Source organism: Delftia sp. DS1230, from assembly GCF_040112715.1.
In the GTDB taxonomy this organism is placed as follows: domain Bacteria; phylum Pseudomonadota; class Gammaproteobacteria; order Burkholderiales; family Burkholderiaceae_C; genus Comamonas; species Comamonas tsuruhatensis.
Genome location: NZ_CP157763.1, coordinates 3,397,405 through 3,420,932 on the forward strand (window position 1 = coordinate 3,397,405; position 23,528 = coordinate 3,420,932).

At 66.3% G+C, this 23,528-nt stretch carries 16 protein-coding genes and 1 tRNA gene; 9 read left to right on the top strand and 8 right to left on the bottom strand.

All coding sequences use genetic code 11. The features are described from left to right. Positions 1-47: 47 nt before the first annotated feature. Together odhB and AAN986_RS15280 are read right to left on the bottom strand one after the other, a co-directional pair. The gene (gene odhB / locus AAN986_RS15275) at positions 48-1,310 is read right to left on the bottom strand and encodes a 2-oxoglutarate dehydrogenase complex dihydrolipoyllysine-residue succinyltransferase (protein WP_016454845.1); all 1,263 of its coding nucleotides are present in this window, start codon (positions 1,308-1,310) and stop codon (positions 48-50) included. A gap of 54 nt (positions 1,311-1,364) precedes the next feature. Continuing rightward, positions 1,365-4,244 (bottom strand): 2-oxoglutarate dehydrogenase E1 component, encoded by a 2,880-nt coding sequence (locus AAN986_RS15280; RefSeq protein ID WP_016446856.1) that lies wholly within the window; start codon positions 4,242-4,244, stop codon positions 1,365-1,367. Between the two features lie 231 nt (positions 4,245-4,475). On the opposite strand from AAN986_RS15280, the gene AAN986_RS15285 reads away from it, so the two are divergent. The 8 genes from AAN986_RS15285 (at position 4,476) to AAN986_RS15320 (ending at position 15,538) form a co-directional block, all read left to right on the top strand. Further along, on the top strand, positions 4,476-5,663 hold the full coding sequence (locus AAN986_RS15285) for an AI-2E family transporter (RefSeq protein WP_016446855.1): 1,188 nt from the start codon (positions 4,476-4,478) through the stop codon (positions 5,661-5,663). A 355-nt stretch (positions 5,664-6,018) separates the two neighbouring features. Next, entirely contained in the window at positions 6,019-9,084 is a 3,066-nt protein-coding gene (gene fdnG / locus AAN986_RS15290; RefSeq protein WP_156179807.1) for a formate dehydrogenase-N subunit alpha, read from the top strand. Between the two features lie 10 nt (positions 9,085-9,094). Beyond that, on the top strand, positions 9,095-10,024 hold the full coding sequence (gene fdxH, locus AAN986_RS15295; RefSeq protein ID WP_012205325.1) for a formate dehydrogenase subunit beta: 930 nt from the start codon (positions 9,095-9,097) through the stop codon (positions 10,022-10,024). Next, the gene (locus tag AAN986_RS15300) at positions 10,021-10,647 is read left to right on the top strand and encodes a formate dehydrogenase subunit gamma (protein WP_349335345.1); all 627 of its coding nucleotides are present in this window, start codon (positions 10,021-10,023) and stop codon (positions 10,645-10,647) included. Before fdxH ends, AAN986_RS15300 begins: the two co-directional genes overlap by 4 nt. Positions 10,648-10,853: 206 nt before the next feature. After that, positions 10,854-11,828, top strand: a complete 975-nt coding sequence (fdhE, locus tag AAN986_RS15305) for a formate dehydrogenase accessory protein FdhE (protein WP_016446852.1) — start codon at positions 10,854-10,856, stop codon at positions 11,826-11,828. A 14-nt stretch (positions 11,829-11,842) separates the two neighbouring features. Further along, entirely contained in the window at positions 11,843-13,297 is a 1,455-nt protein-coding gene (gene selA / locus AAN986_RS15310; RefSeq protein ID WP_047218169.1) for an L-seryl-tRNA(Sec) selenium transferase, read from the top strand. Between the two features lie 10 nt (positions 13,298-13,307). Next, on the top strand, positions 13,308-15,248 hold the full coding sequence (gene selB, locus AAN986_RS15315; protein ID WP_046985513.1) for a selenocysteine-specific translation elongation factor: 1,941 nt from the start codon (positions 13,308-13,310) through the stop codon (positions 15,246-15,248). Positions 15,249-15,442: 194 nt separating this feature from the next. Further along, a tRNA-Sec gene (locus AAN986_RS15320) sits at positions 15,443-15,538 on the top strand. Positions 15,539-15,570: 32 nt separating this feature from the next. Here the strand turns inward: AAN986_RS15320 and AAN986_RS15325 are convergent. From AAN986_RS15325 to AAN986_RS15340, 4 genes are all read right to left on the bottom strand, one after another. Then, a complete protein-coding gene (locus tag AAN986_RS15325; RefSeq protein ID WP_016446849.1) occupies positions 15,571-16,077 on the bottom strand; it encodes an OmpA family protein in 507 nt (168 codons plus the stop codon). A 1-nt stretch (position 16,078) separates the two neighbouring features. After that, positions 16,079-17,308, bottom strand: a complete 1,230-nt coding sequence (locus tag AAN986_RS15330) for a diguanylate cyclase (RefSeq protein ID WP_016446848.1) — start codon at positions 17,306-17,308, stop codon at positions 16,079-16,081. Beyond that, entirely contained in the window at positions 17,305-17,874 is a 570-nt protein-coding gene (locus tag AAN986_RS15335; protein WP_016446847.1) for a YfiR family protein, read from the bottom strand. The genes AAN986_RS15330 and AAN986_RS15335 overlap by 4 nt, the downstream gene beginning before the upstream one ends. Positions 17,875-18,074: 200 nt before the next feature. Then, positions 18,075-18,887 (bottom strand): GNAT family N-acetyltransferase, encoded by an 813-nt coding sequence (locus AAN986_RS15340; RefSeq protein ID WP_047218171.1) that lies wholly within the window; start codon positions 18,885-18,887, stop codon positions 18,075-18,077. Positions 18,888-18,986: 99 nt separating this feature from the next. Here AAN986_RS15340 and selD point away from each other — a divergent pair, with 99 nt between their 5' ends. Further along, the gene (gene selD, locus AAN986_RS15345) at positions 18,987-20,045 is read left to right on the top strand and encodes a selenide, water dikinase SelD (RefSeq protein WP_016446845.1); all 1,059 of its coding nucleotides are present in this window, start codon (positions 18,987-18,989) and stop codon (positions 20,043-20,045) included. 104 nt (positions 20,046-20,149) lie between these two features. Here selD and AAN986_RS15350 read toward each other — a convergent pair whose 3' ends face one another. Together AAN986_RS15350 and AAN986_RS15355 are read right to left on the bottom strand one after the other, a co-directional pair. Next, positions 20,150-22,600, bottom strand: a complete 2,451-nt coding sequence (locus AAN986_RS15350) for a penicillin acylase family protein (protein ID WP_047218172.1) — start codon at positions 22,598-22,600, stop codon at positions 20,150-20,152. Between the two features lie 176 nt (positions 22,601-22,776). Beyond that, positions 22,777-23,256 carry an Lrp/AsnC family transcriptional regulator gene (locus tag AAN986_RS15355; RefSeq protein ID WP_016446843.1) on the bottom strand — a complete coding sequence of 160 codons (480 nt, stop codon included), beginning with the start codon at positions 23,254-23,256 and terminating at the stop codon, positions 22,777-22,779. Positions 23,257-23,528: the final 272 nt, after the last annotated feature.

Here is a 23,528-nt window from a genome sequence, read left to right on the forward strand (position 1 = left end):
GGGCGCGCGGCCAAGGGTGGGTTTTCGTCGTGTCGAACCCTGTGGAATTACAGGTCGAACAGCAGGCGCGAAGGATCTTCCAGCGCGTCCTTCATGGCCACCAGGCCCAGCACGGCTTCGCGGCCGTCGATGATGCGGTGGTCATAGGACATGGCCAGATAGTTCATCGGGCGCACCACGACCTGGCCGTTCTCGACCATGGCACGGTCCTTGGTGGCGTGCACGCCCAGGATGGCCGACTGGGGCGGGTTGATGATGGGGGTGGACATCATCGAGCCGAAGGTGCCGCCATTGGAGATGGAGAAGGTGCCGCCGGTCATTTCTTCAATGCCCAGCTTGCCTTCGGCAGCCTTCTTGCCGAATTCGGCAATCTTCTTTTCGATGTCGGCGAAGCTCATCTGGTCTGCATTGCGCAGGATGGGCACCACCAGGCCACGGGGCGAACCCACGGCGATACCGATGTCGAAGTAGCCGTGGTAGACGATGTCGTTGCCGTCCACGGATGCGTTGAGCACCGGGTACTTCTTCAGGGCGTGCACGGCCGCCTTGACGAAGAAGGACATGAAGCCCAGCTTGGTGCCGTGTTCCTTGGTGAAGGCGTCCTGGAACTTCTTGCGCAGATCCATCACCGGGGCCATGTTCACTTCATTGAACGTGGTCAGGATGGCGTTGGTGGACTGCGACTGCAGCAGACGCTCGGCCACGCGGGCACGCAGGCGGCTCATGGGCACGCGCTGCTCGGGACGGCCGCTGAGGTCTTCCTTGGCGGACGGAGCCGACACCTGGGGCAGCGCCTTGGTGGGCACGCCGGTGGGAATGACGGCAGCGGTGGACTGCACGCCGCCCTTGATGGCGGCCAGCGCGTCACCCTTGGTCACGCGGCCATCCTTGCCGGAGCCAGCCACGCCGGCGGCCGACAGGTTGTTTTCGGCCAGCAGCTTGGCAGCGGCGGGCATGGCGACATCACCCTTGCTGCCACCGGTGGCGGCCGCGGCTGCGGGCGCTGCAGCGGGAGCGGCTGCAGCGGCGGGGGCGGCTGCAGGAGCGGCAGCGGCCACACCGGCCACGCCTTCGGTGTCGATCTTGGCGATCAGTTGCTCGGCCACCACGGTGGCGCCGTCACCTTGCACGATCTCGGCCAGCACGCCAGCGGCGGGCGCGGGCACTTCGAGCACGACCTTGTCGGTTTCGATCTCGATGAGGATCTCATCGACTGCAACCGCTTCGCCGGCCTTCTTCTTCCAGGTCAGCATGGTGGCCTCAGCGATGGACTCGGACAGCTGGGGAACTTTGACTTCAACGATAGCCATTTGTGATTCTTTCCAAAAGTGTTCTGTACTGATACGTAGCGGGTGGGGGCTGCCTTACTTGTTCAGGACAAAACCCTTGAGCTTGGAGAACGCGCCTTCCACCAGGGCCTTTTGCTGCTCCTGGTGCAGGTGGGCGTAACCCACGGCGGGCGATGCCGAGGCAGCGCGGCCGGAGTAGCCCAGCTTCTGGCCATCGAGCATGTTCTCGTGGATGTAGTGCTGCACGAAGAACCAGGCGCCCTGATTCTGCGGCTCGTCCTGGCACCAGACGATGTCGGTGGCGTTGCCGAACTTCTTCAGTTCAGCGGCGAAAGCCTTGTGCGGGAAGGGGTACAGCTGCTCGACGCGGATGATGGCGACGTCCTTGCTTTCCTTCTCGGTGCGCTTCTTGACCAGGTCGTAGTAGACCTTGCCGGAGCATGCGATCACGCGCTTGACCTTGGCCGCGTTCTTCACGACGGCTTCGTCCTGCTCGGGGATCACGGTCTGGAAACCGCCGCTGGTGAACTCGGACAGCGGCGAGGTGGCGTCCTTGTTGCGCAGCAGCGACTTGGGGGTCATGATGACCAGCGGCTTGCGCAGCGGGCGCACCATCTGGCGGCGCAGCACGTGGAAGATCTGGCTGGCCGTGGTCGGCTGCACGATCTGCATGTTGGCGTCGGCGGCCAGCTGCATGAAGCGCTCCAGGCGGGCCGAGCTGTGCTCGGGGCCCTGGCCTTCGTAGCCGTGCGGCAGCATCAGCGTCAGGCCGTTGATGCGGCCCCACTTGACTTCACCGGAGGCGATGAACTGGTCGATCACGACCTGGGCGCCATTGGCGAAGTCGCCGAACTGGGCTTCCCAGATCACCAGGGTGTTGGGGTCGTTCGACGCATAGCCGTACTCGAAGCCCAGCACGGCTTCTTCGGACAGGATGGAGTCGATGACGGTGAACGGAGCCTGGCTGTCGGCCACGTTCTGCAGCGGGATGTAGGTGCCTTCGCTCCACTTCTCGCGCTTTTGGTCATGGATGACCGAGTGGCGGTGCGTGAAGGTGCCGCGGCCGCAGTCCTCGCCCGACAGGCGCACGGGGTAGCCCGATGCGACCAGCGATGCGAAGGCCATGTGCTCGCCCATGCCCCAGTCCACGTTGACTTCGCCGCGGCCCATGGCTGCGCGGTCGTCATAGACCTTCTTGACCAGCGCGTGCGGCGTCACGGTCTCGGGGATGGTGGTGATGCGTTCGGCCAGGCGCTTCCATTCCGTCAGCGGGATGGCGGTGTCGCCGGCGTCCGTCCAGGTCTTGCCCAGGAACGGGCTCCAGTCCACGGCGTACTTGCTCTTGAAGTTGGTCAGCACCGGGTCCACGGTGTGGCGGCCTTCGTCCATGGCGGCGCGGTAGGCCTTGGCCATGTCGTCGCCCAGCGATTCGCCCAGGCCCTGTGCGGCCAGCTTGTCGGCGTACAGCTTGCGCGTGCCAGGGTGGGCGCCGATCTTCTTGTACATCAGCGGCTGGGTCAGCGCGGGGGTGTCCTGCTCGTTGTGGCCCAGCTTGCGGAAGCAGACGATGTCCACGACCACGTCCTTGGAGAATTCCATGCGGAACTCCAGGGCCAGCTGCACGGCCAGCGCCACGGCTTCCGGATCATCGCCGTTGACGTGCAGCACGGGCGACTCGATCATCTTGACGATGTCGGTGCAGTACAGCGTGGAGCGGGTGTCGCGCGGATCGGAGGTGGTGAAGCCGATCTGGTTGTTGATGATGATGTGCACCGTGCCGCCCGTGGTGTAGCCACGGGTCTGGGCCAGCGCCAGGGTTTCCTGGTTCACGCCCTGGCCGGCGAAGGCTGCATCGCCGTGCACCAGCACGGGCAGCACCTGCTTGCCGTGCGGGTCGTCGCGGCGGTCCATGCGCGAGCGCACCGAACCTTCGACCACGGGGTTGACGATTTCCAGGTGCGAGGGGTTGAAGGCCAGCGACAGGTGGACGGGGCCGCCTGCGGTGGACACGTCGGAGCTGAAGCCCTGGTGGTACTTCACGTCACCGGCGGGCAGGTCCTCGGGGGCAGTGTGGTCGAACTCGGCGAACAGGTCCTTGGGCATCTTGCCCAGGGTGTTGACCAGCACGTTCAGGCGGCCGCGGTGGGCCATGCCGATCACGACTTCCTGCACGCCCTTCTGGCCGGCAGCGTTGATCAGCTCGTCCATGGCGACGATGAAGCTCTCGCCACCTTCCAGCGAGAAGCGCTTTTGGCCGACGTACTTGGTGTGCAGGTAGCGTTCCAGGCCTTCGGCAGCCGTCAGGCGGTCGAGGATGCGCTTTTTCCGGCTGGCATCAAAGCTGGGCTTGGTACGGCTGGTTTCCAGCTTTTGCTGCCACCAGCGCTTTTGCGTCTGGTCCGTGGCATACATGTACTCGGAGCCGATGGTGCCGCAGTAGGTTTCGCGCAGAGCGTTCATCAGCTCGCGCAGGGACATGCTTTCCTTGCCGAAGAAGGTGTTGCTCGTGTTGAACACCGTTTCCTGGTCGGCATCGGTGAAGCCGTAGAACGACGGCTCCAGCTCGGGAATTTCGGGGCGCTCGGTGCGCTTGAGGGGGTCCAGATCGGCCCAGCGTGCGCCGACATTGCGGTAGGCGGCGATCAGTTGCTGGACGGCGGTGCGCTTGCGGCCCAGCTCGGAGTCGGCGCCGGAGGCCACGACCACCTTGGTGCCGCCTTGCTTGGCGCGCTCGGCGAAAGCGTTGATGACGGGCTGGTGCGGAACGTCCTTGGCGTCGGTGCCATCGACTGCGGGCACATGTTGCAGTGCATCAAAGTACTCGCGCCAGGAATCCGGCACGCTACCGGGATTGGCCAGGTAGTTTTCGTACATTTCTTCGACGTAGGGGGCATTGCCGCCGAAGAGGTAGGTATTGCCTTGGTAGGCTTGGTAGACCGACGTCTGATCGCTCATATTGCGCTGACCTCAGCCTCCCTGAGGGAGGCATTAGCTGGTTTGTGGAACCTTCCGCGACACGGCTGTACCGATTGGCGGATGCGACTGTGGCTGGGGAAGGGCCTGGTTGCGACCGCCATTGTGCCACCGTTCAAACATCGCAGCAGGGCAGTTACCAAGTGATTACCTGAACTCTCCGGGAGTTCCCGCAGTCGCGTACATTGGCGCATCTTCCGAACGGACCGCCAGATGAACCTGCTGCCCCTACACAAACGCACTTTCATGCTGCTGCTGATTGCGGCAACCATAGGCTTCGGTGCCGTGCTCTGGGAGTTCATGGGGGCCATCTTCTGGGGCGTCGCCCTGGCCATCCTGTTTTCGCCGCTGCACCGGCGCCTGCTGGCGCGCATGCCACGGCGCACCAATCTCGCCGCCCTGTCCACCCTGCTGCTGTGCCTGGTGGTGGCCATCCTGCCGCTGGCGCTGATCGGCGCCTCGCTGGTGCGCGAGGCCTCGTTGATCTATGAGCGCGTCAACAGCGGCAACCTGGATGCAGGCACCTATGTGCAACAGATCATGGACGCCCTGCCCTCCTGGGTCACACCCTGGCTGGAGCGGTTGCACCTGGGTTCGCTGGCCGAGCTGCAGGACAAGCTGTCCAGCATCGCCATGCAGGCCTCCAAGCTGGCCGCCACCAAGGCGCTGGGCATAGGCCAGAACACCTTCGGGTTTCTGGTCGGCTTCTGCGTGATGCTGTACCTGCTGTTCTTCCTGCTGCGTGACGGACGCGACCTGACACAGCGCATCCGCATGGCCATCCCGCTGCAGTCCGATCACAAGGCCGAGCTGTCGAGCAAGTTCACCACCGTGATCCGCGCCACCGTCAAGGGCAACCTGGCCGTGGCGGCCGCCCAGGGCGCGCTGGGCGGGCTGATCTTCTGGATTCTGGGCATCCAGGGGCCCGTGCTGTGGGGCGTGGTGATGGCGTTCCTGTCGCTGCTGCCCGCTGTGGGCGCCGGCCTGATCTGGGCACCGGTGGCCATCTACTTCCTGGCCACCGGTGACATGGGCAAGGGCCTGATCCTGATCGCCTACGGCGTGCTGGTGATCGGACTGGTGGACAACGTGCTGCGCCCGCTGCTGGTGGGCAAGGACACCAAGATGCCCGACTACATCGTGCTGATCTCGACACTGGGCGGCATGGCTCTCTTCGGACTGACGGGTTTTGTGATAGGACCCGTGATCGCGGCGCTGTTCATGGCAATCTGGGACATGTTCACGCGCATGCAGCTGCAGGATGAGGAAAGGCGCCGCCAAATGGCCCAAACGGTGAACCCATCGGTGAACAAGACGGGTTTGGCGCATGCTGAATATCAGACGTCGGATGATCTGGGCCTCAAGCATGCCCCGCGCGATCCAGGCCCGCCGGCACGCTGATCCACCCCGGCCTCCGCTCCCGGGGGAGGCCAAAAACCCCATTCGGCAATTCAATCGACGCAAATGGTTCGCATTCACCCAATAGACTGTATTGATCGATGCTATTCAGCCAGCCAATGAATACCGGATTGATATAAAACAAAATATCCGAAGCCTTCAAACCAGATAATCAATTCAACTGATGAATCAGCCGGACACCGGGCCGGCAAGCCCCGCGCAGCAAGGTGCAGCGGGGAGGCCGCGCATGAATGCCACACAGGCCGACTCGGGATTAAGGGTTATTTCCCGGATTGTTTTCGGGGTGCACTCGTAGAATTTGCTTACAAGCGTCAATTTCTATTAGAAGGTACCCCACATGGTCCAATTCTCCAGACGCCAGTTCATGAAAGTGACTGGTTCGACTCTGGCCGGATCCAGCCTGGCGTTGATGGGCTTCTCGCCCACGGCCGCCCTGGCTGAAGTGCGCCAGTTCAAGCTGGCCGCCACCACGGTCACCCGCCAGACCTGCACCTACTGTTCGGTAGGCTGCGGCATCCTGATGTATTCGCTGAGCGATGGCGTCAAGAACGCCAAGCTGTCGGTGATCCACGTCGAGGGAGATCCCGACCACCCCGTCAATCGCGGAACGCTGTGCCCCAAGGGCGCATCGCTGCTGGACTTCGTCCACAGCCCGCACCGCCTGAAGTATCCCGAGTACCGCGCGCCCGGCTCCACCGAGTGGAAGCGCATGTCCTGGGATGAGGCGCTGACCCGCATCACCAAGCTGCTCAAGGACGACCGCGACGCGAACTTCGTCGAGCAAAACGACAAGGGCCAGACGGTGAACCGCTGGCTGACCACCGGCATGCTGGCCGCCTCGGCCTCCAGCAACGAAGCCGGCTACGTCACACACAAGGTGGCCCGCTCCTGGGGCCTGCTCGCACTCGATAACCAAGCACGTGTCTGACACGGCCCGACGGTGGCAGGTCTTGCCCCGACGTTTGGCCGTGGAGCGATGACGAACCATTGGGTCGACATCAAGAACGCGGACGTTATCCTGATCATGGGCGGCAATGCCGCTGAAGCACATCCCTGCGGTTTCAAGTGGGTGACCGAAGCGAAGGAGCACAACGGTGCGCACTTCATGGTGGTCGATCCGCGCTTCAACCGCTCCGCCTCCGTGGCCGATTTCTACGCCCCCATCCGGTCGGGCTCGGACATCGTGTTCCTGGGTGGCGTGATCAACTATCTGCTGACGAACGACAAGATCCATCACGAGTACGTGAGGAACTACACCGACTTCTCGTACATCGTGAAGGAGGAGTTTGCGTTCGACGAGGGCATCTTCTCGGGCTACGACCCACAGACCCGCAAGTACGACAAGTCCAGCTGGGACTATGAACTCGACGCCGACGGCTACGTGAAGGTGGACGCCAGCCTGCAGCATCCGCGCTGCGTGTACCAATGGCTCAAGCGCCACTACGCCAGCTATACGCCCGAGAAGGTGGAGAGCGCCTGCGGCACGCCCAAGGAAAAATTCCTGCATGTGTGCGAGAAGCTGGCCTCGACGGCAGTGCCGGGCCGCGCCGCAACCATCCTGTACGCACTGGGCTGGACACAGCACACCACGGGTGCGCAGATCCTGCGCACGGGCGCCATGGTGCAGCTTCTGCTGGGCAACATCGGCGTGGCCGGCGGCGGCATGAATGCGCTGCGCGGGCACTCCAACATCCAGGGCCTGACGGACCTGGGGATTCTGTCGGCTTCGCTGCCAGGCTATCTGACGCTGCCCAACGAAGGCGAGCAGGACTACCAGAAGTACATCGACGCGCGCACGCCCAAGGCCATGCGCCCGGGCCAGATGAACTACTGGTCGAACACGCCCAAGTTCCACGTGAGCCTGATGAAGGCCTGGTGGGGACCGGCGGCCACGGCCGAGAACAACTGGGCCTTCAACTACCTGCCCAAGCTGGACAAGCAGTACGACATGCTGCAGGTGTTCGACATGATGGCGCAGGGCAAGATCAACGGCTACATCGCCCAGGGCTTCAACCCGCTGGCGGCTCTTGCGAACAGCAACAATGTGCGCGAAGGCCTCAAGAAGCTGAAGTTCCTGGTGATCATGGACCCGCTGGTCACCGAAACGTCGGAGTTCTGGAAGAACCACGGCGAGTTCAACGACGTGGATTCGGCATCCATCCAGACCGAGGTGTTCCGCCTGCCCACGACCTGCTTTGCCGAGGAGGACGGCGCCGTCGTCAGTTCCTCGCGCGTGCTGCAGTGGCACTGGAAGGCGGCCGAGCCCCCGGGCGAAGCCAAGACCGACATCGCCATCATGTCGGCCCTGCACCTGCGCCTGAAGCAGGCCTATGAGAAGGACGGCGGCAAGTTCCCCGAGCCGATCACCAAGCTGTGGTGGCCGTATGCCTATGCCGATCATCCGACTTCGGAAGAGATCGCCAAGGAGTACAACGGCCGCGCGCTGGTGGACCTGTTCGACCCCAAGGACCCGACCAAGCTCATCCGCAAGGCCGGCGAGCAGCTCGCCGGCTTCGGCGAGATGCGCGACGACGGCACGACGATGGGCGGCTGCTGGATCTGGGCTGGCTGCTGGACCTCGTCCGGCAACCAGATGGCCCGACGCGACAACAGCGACCCTACGGGCATAGGCAATACGCTGAACTGGGCCTGGGCCTGGCCGGCCAACCGCCGCGTGCTCTACAACCGTGCCTCGTGCGACCGCAACGGCCAGCCGTTCAATCCCCAGCGCACGCTGATCCGCTGGAACGGCAAGGCCTGGGGCGGCGCCGACGTGCCCGACATGGGTCCGACCATGCCGCCTGAGACCACCGATCCGTTCATCATGAACCCCGAGGGCGTGGCGCGCTTCTTCGCCCGCAAGGGCATGAACGAGGGACCGTTCCCCACCCACTACGAGGCCTTCGACAACCCGCTGGGATACAACCCCATGTATCCCGACAACAAGCTGGCTGTCATCAACCCGGCCGCCCGCATCTTCGACTCCGCCAAGGATTCGGCAGGCTCGCCCAGCGAGTTCCCGCATGTGGGCACGACGTACCGCCTGACCGAGCACTTCCACTATTGGACCAAGCACGTTCAGTTGAACAACATCGTTCAGCCCGAGCAGTTCGTGGAAATCGGCGAGGCGCTGGCCAAGGAACTGGGCATCGAGACGGGCCAGCATGTGAAGGTCAGCTCCAAGCGCGGCTTCGTCAAGGCGGCCGCCGTGGTGACCAAGCGCATCAAGCCCATGAAGATCGATGGCAAGACCATCCACCACGTGGGCGTGCCCATTCACTGGGGCTTCTCGTCGACGGGCCGCAAGGGCTACATGGCCAACAACCTGACGGCATCGGTGGGCGATGGCAACAGCCTTACCCCGGAATCCAAGACCTTCCTCGTGAAGGTGGAAAAGGTTTAAGGAGCAGCTGATGTCATCAACCATGTCTCTCGATATCAAGCGTCGCTCGGCCACGACGACGCCTGCCCCCAGTGCGCGCGAAACGCACAGCGGCGAGGTGGCCAAGCTCATCGATGTCTCCAAGTGCATCGGGTGCAAGGCCTGCCAGACCGCCTGCATGGAGTGGAACGACCTGCGCGACGAAATCGGCACCTGCGCGGCCGGCGTCTATGACAACCCGACCGATCTGACGGATCAGTCGTGGACCGTCATGCGCTTTACCGAGTACGAGAACGAAGCGACCGGCAACCTGGAGTGGCTGATCCGCAAGGACGGCTGCATGCACTGCGAGGACCCGGGCTGCCTGAAGGCCTGCCCCTCGCCGGGCGCCATCGTGCAGTACAGCAACGGCATCGTGGACTTCCAGCAGGACCAATGCGTGGGCTGCGGCTACTGCGTCACGGGCTGCCCGTTCAACATCCCGCGCATCTCCAAGAAGGACCACAAAGCCTACAAGTGCACGCTGTGCTCGGACCGCGTGGCCGTCGGCCGGGAGCCTGCCTGTGTCAAGACCTGCCCCACCGGCGCCATCATGTTTGGCACCAAGGAGGCGATGAAGGACCAGGCCGAGCACCGCATCGGCGACCTCAAGCGGCGCGGCTATGCCGAGGCGGGCCTGTATGACCCGCAGGGCGTGGGCGGCACCCATGTGATGTACGTGCTGCATCACGCGGACAAGCCTTCGCTGTACAAGGGCCTGCCCGACGACCCGAAGATCAGCCCCATGGTGTCCCTGTGGAAGGGTGTGGCCAAGCCGCTGGCCATGGCCGCGCTGGGCGCAGCTGCCGTCGGCAGCCTGTTCCACTACATCACCAAGGGCCCGAACGACGTGTCCAAGGAACTGGAAGACGAAATGGACCGCAAGGACCAGGAAGCCGCTGAAAAGGAGGCCCGCCGATGAAACGCAACCCACGTGACCTGGTGCGCTACAACGCATCGGAGCGTGCCAACCACTGGGTGGTCGGCATCTGCTTCATCCTGCTGGCGCTGTCGGGCCTGGCGTTCTTCCACCCGGCCTTCTTCCCGCTCACGCAGCTGTTCGGCGGCGGGCCGTGGACACGCATCCTGCACCCCTACATCGGGGTGGTGATGGCGCTGTTCTTCATCATCATGGCGCTGCGCTTCTGGCGCCTGAACGTGGTCGAGCCGCGCGACATCAAGTGGCTCAAGAACGTCAACAAGATGATCGACGGCGACGACCACGACATGCCCGAGCAGGGCAAGTACAACGGCGGCCAGAAGCTGCTGTTCTGGGGCCTGGTCATCGGCATGCTGGCGATCACCGTGACCGGCGCGCTCATGTGGCGCGCCTGGTGGACGCTGCCCGTCAACGTGGTGCGCGCCGCCTCGGTGGTGCACGCCATCGCGGGCGTGTGGATGATCGGCCTGATCATCATGCACGTGTACGCGGCCATCTGGACCCGGGGCACCATCCGCGCCATGCTGTACGGCACGGTGACACGGGCCTGGGCCAAGCAGCACCACCGGGGGTGGTATCGCAAGATGACCGGTGATAATGACTGACACCCCCTGAGCGGCTTACGCCGCTTCCCCCTCTCTACTCGCTGCGCGAGGGAGGGGGACGGCACCCTCGGTGCGGGACGGCCCTTCCTCGGTGCCCCTCGCCTTGGGCCGCGCCAGTTTTCACAGACATGGCGTCATACTAGGCATCAGCCTGAGCACCCAGCCGCCCAGCGATCCGGGCGGCTGTTTTTTTGGGATTCATTCCAATGCAACGCATTCTTCAACCCGGCGATATCGAGTCGCTGGACCACACCAGTTTTCCGCGCGTGCTGCTGCCGCAGTTGCCGGGGCTGTTCGTCGAGCGGGCGGCGCGGCTGCGGCAGCTGGCCGAGGGCAATCCGATTGCCGACTACCTGCGGTTTGTGGCGCAGATCGTGGACGCGCAGGCCAAGGCGGCCGGGCAGCTGACGCTGGCCGAGCCCGATGCGGCGCTGATCGCGCGGGCGCAGGAGCATTCCATGCCGCTGCTGCCTGCCGCCGACCATATCGATGCCGCCTGGCATGGCGTGCTGGACCGCATGCTCGATGCCCTGTCGGGCGCCGACGGCCTGCCTGCGCCGCTGCAGCCGCTGCTGCAGGAGCTGCGCGCGCTGGACACGGCCGGGCGTGACGAGATCGCGCAGCGGCTGCTGCAAAAGGAAGTGGCGGCCCGCCACGTGGGCATGGCGCCCTTTGTGATGGCTGCGCTGCAGGTGGTGTTTGCCACGCGCGCCAGCGGCCTGAACGCACGCGACGTGCCCTATACCGATCCCGCCTCGATCTGTCCCGTCTGCGCCAGCGAGCCCGTGGCCAGCGTGTTGCGCATTGGCGGCAAGGCCGCAGGCCATCGCTACCTGCACTGCGGCACCTGCTGCACGGAGTGGCACATGGTGCGCGTCAAGTGCTCCCACTGCGAGTCGACCAAGGGCGTCGAGTACCAGGGCATCGATGGCGCCGGCGATACCGTGCTGGCCGAGACCTGCGAGGAATGCGGCAGCTACCGCAAGGTGGTCAACCAGGAAAAGGACCCGATGGCCGAGCCCCTGGCCGACGACCTGGCCTCGCTGATGCTGGACCTGCTGATGGGCGAGGAGACGCGCTTTCAGCGCGCCAGCGCCAATCCCCTGCTCTACGTGGCCTTTGCCGAGGAGCAGGACGAGGCCGGCGACGCGCTGATCGACCCCGCCACGCCTGCTGCCTGACCCTTTCGCACACCATGACCGATACCGCCGCCACCTCTGCCGCTTCCTCCACCCCGTCCGCGCTGCGCCTGCCTGCCGTGGACAAGGTGCTGCTGAGCGCCGACATGCTCGCGCTGCGCGAGCGCCACGGCCTCGATGCCTGCACCCAGGCCGTGCGCGAGACACTGGCACAGATGCGGGCCGATGCGCAGGAGCGGCTGCGGTCCGGCGAGCCCGATGCAGGCGCGCCCGGCATCACTGAGGTGATCCAGGCGGCCGGCCTGCGCCTGGCGCGGCGCTTTGCACCCCGTCTGCGCACGGTCTTCAACCTCACGGGCACGGTGCTGCACACCAACCTGGGCCGCGCCCTGCTGCCGCAGGAGGCCGTGGACGCCGTGGTGGCCGCCATGACGGCGCCGGCCAACCTGGAGTACGACCTGGAGGACGGCGGCCGTGGCGACCGCGACGACCTGATCGAATCCCTGGTCTGCGAACTCACGGGCGCCGAGGCCTGCACCGTGGTCAACAACAACGCCGCCGCCGTGCTGCTGACCCTGGCCACGCTGGCGGCCGGGCGCGAGGTCATCGTCTCGCGCGGCGAGCTGGTGGAGATCGGCGGGGCCTTCCGCATCCCCGACGTGATGACGCGCGCGGGCGCCACCCTGGTCGAGGTGGGCACCACCAACCGCACCCATGCGCGCGACTACGAAGGCGCTGTCGGCGAACACACCGGCCTGCTCATGAAGGTGCATTGCAGCAACTACGCCATCACCGGCTTCACCAAGGCCGTGAGCGACGCGGAGGTGGCATCCATTGCCCACGCGCACGGCCTGCAGATGGTGGTGGACCTGGGCAGCGGCACCCTGGTCGATCTGCGCGAATGGGGCCTGCCCTACGAGGTCACGGTGCGCGAGACCATCGAGTCGGGCGCCGACATCGTCACCTTCAGTGGCGACAAGCTGCTGGGCGGTCCGCAGGCCGGCCTGATCGTGGGCCGCAAGGACCTGATCGCCCGCATCAAGAAACACCCGCTCAAGCGCGCGCTGCGCGTGAGCAAGCTCACCCTGGCCGCGCTGGAGCCCACGCTGCGCCTGTACCTGCACCCAGAAAAGCTGGCCGAGCGCCTGACCACGCTGCGCCTGTTCACGCGCCCCCAGGCCGACATGCAGGCCCGCGCGCAGGCGCTGCAGCCGCTGGTGCAGCAGGCGCTGGGCAGCCGCTATGTGGTGGAAACCGCCGAGATGAACAGCCAGATCGGCAGCGGCGCCCTGCCCGTGGAGAACCTGCCCAGCTGGGGCCTGCGACTGCATCCGGCCGACGGTCGCCAGGCCGGCCGCCAGCTCACCCGGCTTGAAGCGGGCCTGCGCGGCCTGCCCCGCCCCGTCATCGGCCGGCTGCATGACGACGCGCTGTGGCTGGACCTGCGCTGCCTGGAGGCAGCCGACGAGCCGGCCTTCACCGAACAGCTGCCGCTGCTGCACATCGCCTGAGGACGAACGCATGATCATCGGCACCGCCGGCCACATCGACCACGGCAAGACCACCCTGGTGCGCGCGCTCACGGGCGTGGACACCGACCGCCTCAAGGAAGAGAAGGCGCGCGGCATCTCCATCGAGCTGGGCTATGCCTACACGCCGCTGCCCAATGGCGAGGTACTGGGCATCATCGACGTGCCCGGCCACGAAAAATTCGTGCACACCATGGCCGCAGGCGCCGTGGGCATAGACCACGCCCTGCTGGTGGTGGCGGCCGACGACGGCGTCATGCCGCAGACGCGCGAGCACCTGGACATCCTGCAGCTGCTGGGCGTGCGCGAAGGCACCGTGGCCCTGACCAAGGCCGACCGCGCCACGCCCGAGCGCCTGCAGCAGGTGCGTGCCGAGATCGAGTCCCTGCTGGCGCCCACGGCGCTGGCCGGCGCCCCGGTCTTTCCCACCGCCGCCGCCCAGCCCGGTGACGCGGGCGTGGCGCAGCTGCGCGAGCACCTCATGGCGCGTGCCCAGTCCATTCCCGCGCGGGCCAGCGACGGACTGTTCCGCCTGGCCGTGGACCGCAGCTTCACGCTGCCGGGCCAGGGCACCGTGGTCACAGGCACCGTGTTCGGCGGGCAGGTGAAAGTCGGCGACACGCTGGTGCACTCGGCCTCGGGCACCGAGGTGCGCGTGCGCAGCCTGCATGCCCAAAACCAGGCCAGCGAACAGGGCCTGGCCGGACAGCGCTGCGCGCTCAACCTGTCGGGCATTGCCAAGGAAGCCATCACGCGCGGCGACTGGATCGCCGACACACGGCTGCTGCAGGCCAGCGACCGGATCGACGTGCGCCTGCAACTGCTGGCCGATGCGCCATCACTGGCCCAATGGACGCCTGTGCATGTGCACATCGGTACGGCGCGCTGCACGGCCCACGTGGCCCTGCTGCAGGACCAGCCGCTGGGTCCCGGCGAGCAGGCCATCGTCCAACTGGTGCTGGACATGCCCGTACATGCCCAACCCGGCGACCGGCTCATCGTGCGCAATGCCCAGGCCAGCCGCACGATTGCGGGCGGCAGCGTCATCGACCCCTTTGCTCCCGCACGCAAGCGCCGCAGCCCCGAGCGCACGGCCTATCTGCAGGCGCTGGAATCGCTGATTGCCACCGGGGACGCCAGCGCGCTGGTGCAAGGCGCGGCGCACGGCATTGCCACGTCGCAGCTCATGCGCCTGACAGGCCGCGCATCCGTGGCCACGGACAACGGCGGGCACCGGCTGCACCGACTTCCACTGGCCGAGGGCGACACGCTGTTGCTGGGTGACGCACGCTGGACGCAGCTGCGCGGCCAGGTGCTGGACAGCATGGCGCGCTTTCACGAAAAAAACCCCGACGAGCCCGGCGTGAACGCGGCACGCCTGCGCCGCATGGCACTGTCCGGCCTGGTCCATGCAGGACATGACGCGCTGTGGAAAGGCCTGCTGCAAACGCTGCTGCAGGATGGCAGCCTGGCCGCCAGCGGCGCCTGGCTGCACCTGCCCGGCCACAGCGTGCAGCTGTCGGACAGCGAAACACAGATCGCCCAGAAACTGCTGCCGGCCATCGAAGCCGGCCGCTACGACCCGCCCTGGGTGCGCGACCTGGCACGCGACAACGCCATCGGCGAGGAAACCGTGCGCCAGCTGCTGCGCAAGCTCGCGCGCCAGGGACTGCTGTTTCAGGTGACCAAGGACCTGTTCTACTCCGCCGCCCGCACGGATGAACTCGCCGCCCTGGTGCGCGAACTGGCCGCCGCCACCCCCAACGGCGAAATCCAGGCCCACGCCTTTCGCGATGCCACAGGCCTGGGCCGCAAGCGCGCCATCCAGATCCTCGAATTCTTCGACCGCATCGGCTACACCCGCCGCCTGCGCGACGCCCACCTGCTGCGCCCCGATGTGCAGTGGACCACTGGCGCCACAGCAAGAATTTGAGGCAAGGGGCCGCTACAATGGCCAGCTTTGCTTCGCCACGGCGCCAGCAACCGGCGCGGCCCAGGGCGAGAGACACCGAGCAAGGGCCGCCCCGCAGCAAGGGTGTCGTCCCCCTCCCCCGCGAAGCGGGTAGAGAGGCGCCGTGCAACGGGGGGAAGCGGCGTAAGCCGCTCAGGGGGAGCTTCAATCCAGAAGGAAAGCATACGCACCCGGTGGTGCGCCCGGGCTTCAAACCCGGTCAGGGGCGTCAGCCGCTCCTGGGTAGGTTCGACTCCTGCTGCTTTCCGCCAATCCCCCGACTCTGATCCCAGCCAGGTTACGGCTATTGCAAGGGCACGACGATGGCCACGCGGCGGTTCTCCGCCGCATCGCTGGGCACCACGGGCATGGCGCGGCCCAGGCCCTTGACCTCGATATCCTGGCGCGCCAGGCCGGCTTCGGCCAGCACATCGGCCACGGCTTCGGCGCGGCGCAGCGACAGGCGCATGTTGTAGGCATCGCTGCCGCGATCGTCCGTATGGCCTTCCACGCGCAGCCGCTCTATGCCCACGCCCTTGAGCGCCCGCCCCAGTTCCAGCACCTTGGTGCGCGCCTGGGCACCGACTTCGGCCGAGTCAAAGCCGAACAGCAGCTTGCCCGACATCTGCAGCTCCCAGCCCTGCTCCGCCTGTGCAAAGCCCTGGCTGCGCAGCACTTGCTGCTGCTGCTCGGTCAGGCCCTGCGGCGTAGGCGGCGCCTCGGGCGCCGCCTTGCAGCCCGCCAGCGCAAGGGCCAGCACAGCGGCCGCACCTGCGCCGCACATCCGGGTCCAGCTCCGTCGTTTCAACATGTCATCCTCCTGTGACTCGTTCGGCCTGGCGCATGGCCTTGGCCTGGTACATGGCCTGGTCGGCATGGCGCATCAGCGTCTCCATGCTCTGGCCATGCTTGGGAAAAAGGGCCACGCCCGCACTGACCGAAGGCTGCAGCACCACGCCTTCGCTGACCACCAAAGGCTCATGCATGGCGGCCTCTATCTTGTCCCGCACCATCTGCGCATCGCCGCCCCCGCCCACGGGATAGAGCAGGATGGCGAACTCATCGCCGCCCAGCCGCGCGACCAGATCGCTCTCGCGCACCTGCGAGCGCAGTCTTGCGCCTACGGCCTTGAGCAGCACATCGCCCACAGCATGGCCGTACGCGTCGTTGACCTGCTTGAAGCGGTCGTTGTCCAGAAACAGCACGGCCAGCTTCTGCCCGGTTTCGGCCGCATTGTCCAGCGCCTGCTGCAGGCGCTGCTCGAAATGCAGGCGGTTGGCCAGCCCCGTGAGGCTGTCTCGCGAAGCCTGGCGCTCCAGGGCCGAGTTTTGCTGCTGCAGCCGCTCGTGGCGTGTCTGCAGCTCGGCCAGCAGGGCATTGAAGTTGTCTCCCAACTCGCGCAGTTCGGCAATGCGCGCCAGCGGCACGCGCTGGTCCATGGACCGGTCATGGCGCACGGCGTGCGCCACGCGCGCCAACTGCTGCAGCGGTTCGGCAATGTCGCGCAGCATGCGGCGCGATTGGCGCAGCCCCACATAGCCGCTCACGCCGACGCACAGCACCAGCACGATGAAGCCTGCGCCCAGAAAGCGGACCAGGCCCACGCCATCGCTGGACAGCTGCACGCTCCCGACCAGGCGGCCATCCTGGCGCACATCGGCCTCGGCGCGCGGCAGGCCTATGCCTATGGCCAGCAGTTCACCCACGCTGGACAGCGCCGAGCCGCCATGGCCCGACCACTGCACGAACGGGCGCTGCTCGGCATCGAAAACCTCGGCATGGGCCACGCCTTCGCCGCGCAGCAATTGGTCCAGCACGCGGGCAGCCTCGTCACGGTCACCGAAGACCAGCGATGCCTCGACCGTATAGGCCAGCGAACGTGCCACCAGATGCAGGTTGTTGGACAGGTAAAGACGCAGGGTGGCCACGCCGACGATGAGCAGCAGCGCGCCCGCCAGCGCAATGGCCACCGCCGCCATGCGCATGTGCGCGCGGCGGATCACGTTGCGCAGGGAGGCGCTGCCGGACAGGAACAACTTCATGGCAACGTCCTGTGGCGCGCAAGCTGCAGCACCTTGGGATTGACGCGCAGGCCGCTGCGTGCCACGGAGTCGAGGCTGACCTCGAAGCCCGCGCCCTCGCCACGGCGGCGCAGGCAGAACATGGCGCCGATGCGGCACAGCTCGCCCCGCTCGCTGATGGTCAGCAGCGGCCGTCCGGCCAGTTGCTCCATGAGCTTGCGCCAGGCCGCTTCATCGAGCTGGCCGGCATAGATGCCTTCGCATTCGGCCAGGATGCGCGCATCGGAAAGCACGACGCGCCGGACTTCCAGCCGCTGGCTGCCCACGGTCTGCGGGGCACCATTGAGCAGATCATCGGCATATTCGGTGGAGCCCACCACGCACAGCCGCAGCACCGCGCTTTCCGTGGGCCAGCGCGTGTAGCCCAGGATGCCTAAGACTGTGCGTGTCACGCCCAGCTCATGCTCGTCGGCCGATGGTTCGGCATGCGCCTGCCCCACCAGCCCCACCCAACCCGTTTGCAGCGCCAGCAGGCACACGGCCACCCAGGCCCAGGCGGGCGGCAGGCCCTTGATCCTGCCACCCATGCACCACCTGCGGGATGGGAGAAGTGAGCGCTGCGAGCGCTGTGAGCGATTTATGCGAACAGCCAACCAAGGCTCCTTGAACGGGAAATCCATGCATTGCACCACGACGGCGCATCGAAGCATTTTTTCACATATCGCCCGCCTCGGAGCACCCGGAGTGTCGCGCTGGGTCATCATCCTTTCTTAGTCGCTGCGGCACATCAAGGCGCCGCGGCAGGCAGGCGGTAGTGATAGGCGTAGAGCGGATGAAAGCCCAGGCTTTCATACAGCCCGCGCGCCACCCGGTTGGGAGCCCTCACCTGCAGCTCGGCCCATTGCGCCCCCTGCGTCCGTCCCCAGTGCAGCAGGCCGCATACCAGCGCACGGCCCAGCCCCCGCCCGCGCATTGCAGGTGCGATGACGATGTCATACAGGCCCACGCAGCCGCGCTCCAGCACGGCCAGACCGAACCCGGCCACCTCGCCCCCGACGCGCAGCGTGGCAAAGGCGGCGGGCCAGGCAATGGACTGCAGCATGTGGTGATGCGCCTGCCTGTGACGGGGCGGCACGGCGCCGGCCTCGGCAAAGCCTTGCAGCCAGGCCGCACCGGGCCGGGCATCCATGGCGAGGGTCCAGCCTTTTTCGTCCGCCGGCTGCGCCATGTCCGCCAAGGCTGCGCGCATCACGAGCGAAGGATCGGCCAGCAGGTAGCCGGCCTGCGCCAGCTGGGCATCGGCCTCGGGGCTGGCCAGGGGCGAGAGGCGGAAGACGGGCGGCAGGCCCTGGCGTTGGTAGAAGGCTTCGATCTGCGCCAGCAAGGCGCCAAGGCGGGCGCCGGGCTGATGGGCATTGGCCGAGTTGGCCCGCTTGGTATGGCCCTGCGCGGCGCGCAGCAGCCAGTCCCCGCAGAGCACGGTGCGCTGGGCTGGCCAGGCGTTGAAGCCGCGCTGCTCCACGCCGACCACCGTCTCGGGATCGCAGTCCACGGATGCGCGGTCATGAGCGAAAGACTTGGACATGCCCGCTTGTACCATGGCCGCCCGCCGTGCCCGCCCATAATATGGCGCGCCGCCGCGCTGGCGGCAGGCACTCTTTTCCACTACTGCGATCGCCCCCGTTCGCCGGATTGCTCCATGACCACAGACACCTCCCAAGCTCCCCGACTCACCTCGCTGTCCCATGGCGGCGGCTGCGGCTGCAAGATCGCGCCGGGCCTGCTGGCGGAGCTGATCGGCAAGAGCGCGCTGCCCAAGCAGTTCTTCCCGGACCTGCTGGTGGGCACGGAGACCGCCGACGACGCCGCCGTCTACCGCATCAACGACGAGCAGGCCATCGTGGCGACCACGGATTTCTTCATGCCCATCGTGGACGATCCGTATGACTTCGGCCGCATCGCCGCAACGAATGCGCTGTCCGACATCTACGCCATGGGCGGCCAGCCGCTGATGGCCCTGGCCATCGTGGGCATGCCCATCAATGTGCTGCCGCACGACACCATTGCCAAGATCCTGGAAGGCGGCGAGTCGGTCTGCCGCGATGCCGGCATTCCGCTGGCCGGCGGCCACTCCATCGACTCGGTCGAGCCCATCTACGGCCTGGTGGGCATCGGCATCGTCAACCCGCGCCAGATGAAACGCAACGCCGACGCCAAGGCCGGCGATGTGCTGATCCTGGGCAAGCCGCTGGGCGTGGGCATCCTGTCGGCCGCGCTCAAGAAGAACCTGCTGGACGAAGCCGGCTACCGCGCCATGGTGGAGGCAACCACCTTGCTCAACCGCCCCGGCACGGCGCTGGGCAAGATGGACGGCGTGCACGCGCTGACCGATGTGACGGGCTTCGGCCTGCTGGGCCACGGCCTGGAACTGGCACGCGGCGCGGGCCTGACGGCGCGCATCGACAGCCGCAGCCTGCCCGTGCTGCCCACGGTGCAGGGCTTTGCCGAGCAGGGCGTCATTACGGGCGCCTCGGGCCGCAACTGGGCCTCGTATGGCACACAGGTGGTGCTGGGCGCCGGCATCACCGATGCCCAGCGCGCGCTGCTGACCGATCCGCAGACCTCGGGCGGCCTGCTCGTATCGTGCACGCCCGATGTGGCGGACCAGGTGCTTGCGCTGTTTGCCGAACAGGGCTTTGGCGATGCAGCCATCGTCGGCCGCATGGAAGCGGGCCAGGCCCGCGTCGTGGTGGACTGAGCCAGGCAACCAGTCAAGCGAAACGGGGGCCTGGGCCCCCGTTTGCATTGCATGCCGGATGCAGCCCCCTCAGGCGGGCACTGCATCACGCCGGACAGCGGATGTCACTCGCTCACGGTCTGCGTCTTGTAGGCCGGGCTGGCCTGGATGGCGCTGTCGGTGAACGGCAGCTTGAGCCACTGGCGCGCACCGTAGGCCTTGGTGTAGTCCGCATAGTGGGCCGAGGCAGGATCGTCGGACAGCGAGAAGGTCAGGAAGGTATGGGCCTCCACTCCGGCCGCCGGGAAGCTCACCACCTGCATGTAGCTGTTGCCGTGCGGCTGCCCGTCCATGCTGTAGCCGCCCTGCTCTATCTTGTTTTCCGAGCAGGTGATGGTGAAGTAGCCCACCTCGCCGCATCCGCCATACAGCGCCGTCTTCTCTCCGCCACGCTGCGAGAACAGCACGGTGCCACGCGCCGCATCCATGGCAAAGCCGCTGGCCTGCACGGCCTTCACTGCTTCGGCGAACGCCTTTTGCAGCGCCGCCTTGGCCGTGGGCTTGATGCCGCGCGGCGTGTTGACGGGGTCGGCCGCATCGAAGGGCACGGCATACAGGTCGGCCGATTTGATCTGGCTGGCCACGCGCTTCCAGAACTCGTCCCAGACATGGGAGCCCCTGGATGCCGCCGTGCCCGTGCCGTCCCAGGCCTGCAGCGCCGTGCAGGCAGCCGATACGTCCACCGTTTCACCCGCCGAGGACACGGGGCCTGGACAGACCTGGGCCAATGCCTCGTCCTTGAAACGCGCGCTGTACACACGGCTGTCCAGCACCATCTGGCGAACGATATCGCTGGTGGCCAGCTTGCCCGGATAGCCGTCCGTGCCCGCCAGCCGCTGCAGCGCCATGGTGTGGCCCAGGCGCGTGCGCAGGCTCTGGGCAGAAGAGGTGGAGCCGAAGATGGCCGGATAGCCGGTCAGCGGTGCCGAGGCATTGGACAGCCAGTAGCTGTCGTTCATGTTGCCCACGTAGTCGCCACGCAGCAGGCTGGGCATGCGTGCCGGGCCGATGGCGCCAGCCTGCACCGAATCCGCATCCGAGCCCCAGTCGCACTGGCTGCTGCCGCCGGCCAGCACCGGCACCTGGGGCAGCGCCGCGTTGATGGCTGCCGAGGCCGGCGTGGCGCAGGCCTGCAGCTGCGCGGGCGGCACGTTGGGCACGGCGCCTATGTCGGCATACCAGACCTGGGCGTTGCCGCGTCCCGCAGCGACGGTGTTGACCCAGGGAATGGCCGACTCCTCCTTCTGGATGCGGATGAACTCGTCCAGCGACTTGGCCTGGTTCCAGCGCAGCCAGTTGCGGAAAGTGCGGTAGTTGTAGGCGTTGATGTCGCGGATGGCGAACACGCTCTGCGTGGTCCAGCCCAGCGCCGGGTCCATGGCGCCCAGGTTGACCACGGGGCCGTGCACGGTCTTGTACAGCGTGCGCGTGACCTGGTCCTGCCCGCCGGAGGCATTGCGCACGCTCACCGTGATCTTGCTGGCCTGCATGGCCTCGGTCTTGCCGTCGCGCACATAGCGGGTCGGGTCATTGGGCGCCAGCTGGTACATGAACAGGCCGAAGCGCCGCGCCGTGGACACGGTGTGGCTCCAGGCCACGTCGTTGTTGAAGCCGATCAGCACCATCGGGATACCCAGGAAGCTGGCGCCACTGACGTCGATCTCGCCCGGAATCGTGAGCTGCGATTGGTAGAAGCGGTCCGGCCCCTTCCAGTACCAGTGCGGATTGCCGAACAGCACGCTGCTGCCGCCGCCCGTGGCCTGCTGGCCGAAGCCGTACATGTTGCTGCCTATGCCCGTGGTGCCGCCCACCTGCAATGATGGCGCCACCACCTGGCCCGGCTTGAGCGCGGCCAGCTGCGTCGCGGCCAACCGGCCCTTCGCCGGCTTGGCCGAGGCCGTTGCCGCCGCAGCCGCTGCAGGCGGCACGGCATTGGCGATCTGGGCGACGAAGTTGCTGTAGCCGCCGGCCAGATTGGCCGTGTACATGCGCCGCCAGATGTCCTGGGCCGTGATGGCCTGCACCCAAGGCTGGCCCGCGCAGGCCGCATTGGTCTTGGCCCCGGCGGGGGTCTCGCGCACCACGCGGTTGTAGCCTGCCACGAAGCCATCGACCAGTTGCTTGAGCTTGTCGGGCTGGGCCTGGATCATGGCGGCCACGGCGTCATCGGAGACGACATGGCGGAAGAAGAAGTCCGAATCGATGTTGCGCGGCCGGTCGATGGTGCTGTCATAGACGGCCTGGGCATCGCCGCCGAAGTGGCGCGAACGCTCCCCGCGGTAGGTCAGGAAGGAGTCGGCCATGGTGCACAGGTTGTCCTGCGCCTGGGCATAGCCCGCACCATAGCCCAGGCCCGTCCAGTCCTTGGCCTTGATGTGCGGAATGCCCATCTCCGTGCGGCGGATCTCTGCGCTGTACTTGCTGCCGGAGCCGTCTCCCGAACCGCCGCAGGCCGCCAAGGCGGCCAGGGCTATCAATGACAAGGGTTTCCATCCACTGCGAAGCGCTGGGTGCATGCTTTGTCTCCTGGTGTTATGCGTACACAAAGGCCCCGGTCTGCCACGGGGCCCGCATCAGCATAGGAGCGAGGCAAGGCACTGCCTACCCGGCAGTTTCACTAGGAAATGTCTGATGCCCGACAGTCGATGTGGACAGCCACCCGGCTCTCCATCGGCCGGCACGGGCAGAAGACTCAGGCGGCAGATTCAGCCAGCTGGCTCAGCGCCGCCGTCATGCGCCGGTCGATCTTGCGGCTGAGCACCACCGAGGTATAGGTCTGCTGTATGCCGTCGATCAGGCCTATGCGGTCCAGCAGCGCGTCGAGCTTTTCGTTGCTCTCGCAGCGCACGAACACCATGTAGTCGTACTGGCCGCTGACGGCGGAGACCTCCTCGACCTCGGTGAAACGGTTGAGTGCCTGCATTACTGAAGTGGCCGTCTTGGGCTGCACGCGAATGCCGCAGTACGCGCGCACCGCAGACTGCTCCACGCGCGCACCCAGGCGAACGCCGTATCCGGCGATCACGCCTTCCTGCTCCAGCCGGGCAATGCGGGCCACCACCGTCGTGCGCGCCAGATTCATCTGCCGGGCCAGATGCGCGGTGGAAGCCCGCGCATTGGTCTGCAGCAGGCGCAGCAGTTGGCGGTCGGTTTCATCAAGACGGTATTCCATGCAGCTCCCTGGACGTCAACGGCAAGAGCCTATGGCGGCGGCTCGGACGTGTTCAACATTTCGGCAGATATATCCACCAATCCGGCAATTCTATGCGCTGCAAATCGTCGCTTTCATCAACAAGATCCTCGTTTCATCCGAAACCGCCGCATCTGGAGTGCATCCCCATCCCGCATCGCCCAGCAGCGACGGCACATGGGCACCACCAGGCAAGAGTAATGGCTATCAGAAACAAAAGTAACTAATTACAAATCCCCCGACACACCCCGATG

Coding starts and splice junctions, on each gene's coding strand:
- odhB (WP_016454845.1), bottom strand. CDS start 1,310: ATGGCTATCGTTGAAGTCAAAGTTCCCCAGCTGTCCGAGTCCATCGCT.
- AAN986_RS15280 (WP_016446856.1), bottom strand. CDS start 4,244: ATGAGCGATCAGACGTCGGTCTACCAAGCCTACCAAGGCAATACCTAC.
- AAN986_RS15285 (WP_016446855.1), top strand. CDS start 4,476: ATGAACCTGCTGCCCCTACACAAACGCACTTTCATGCTGCTGCTGATT.
- fdxH (WP_012205325.1), top strand. CDS start 9,095: ATGTCATCAACCATGTCTCTCGATATCAAGCGTCGCTCGGCCACGACG.
- AAN986_RS15300 (WP_349335345.1), top strand. CDS start 10,021: ATGAAACGCAACCCACGTGACCTGGTGCGCTACAACGCATCGGAGCGT.
- fdhE (WP_016446852.1), top strand. CDS start 10,854: ATGCAACGCATTCTTCAACCCGGCGATATCGAGTCGCTGGACCACACC.
- selA (WP_047218169.1), top strand. CDS start 11,843: ATGACCGATACCGCCGCCACCTCTGCCGCTTCCTCCACCCCGTCCGCG.
- selB (WP_046985513.1), top strand. CDS start 13,308: ATGATCATCGGCACCGCCGGCCACATCGACCACGGCAAGACCACCCTG.
- AAN986_RS15325 (WP_016446849.1), bottom strand. CDS start 16,077: ATGTTGAAACGACGGAGCTGGACCCGGATGTGCGGCGCAGGTGCGGCC.
- AAN986_RS15330 (WP_016446848.1), bottom strand. CDS start 17,308: ATGAAGTTGTTCCTGTCCGGCAGCGCCTCCCTGCGCAACGTGATCCGC.
- AAN986_RS15335 (WP_016446847.1), bottom strand. CDS start 17,874: ATGGGTGGCAGGATCAAGGGCCTGCCGCCCGCCTGGGCCTGGGTGGCC.
- AAN986_RS15340 (WP_047218171.1), bottom strand. CDS start 18,887: ATGGTACAAGCGGGCATGTCCAAGTCTTTCGCTCATGACCGCGCATCC.
- selD (WP_016446845.1), top strand. CDS start 18,987: ATGACCACAGACACCTCCCAAGCTCCCCGACTCACCTCGCTGTCCCAT.
- AAN986_RS15350 (WP_047218172.1), bottom strand. CDS start 22,600: ATGCACCCAGCGCTTCGCAGTGGATGGAAACCCTTGTCATTGATAGCC.
- AAN986_RS15355 (WP_016446843.1), bottom strand. CDS start 23,256: ATGGAATACCGTCTTGATGAAACCGACCGCCAACTGCTGCGCCTGCTG.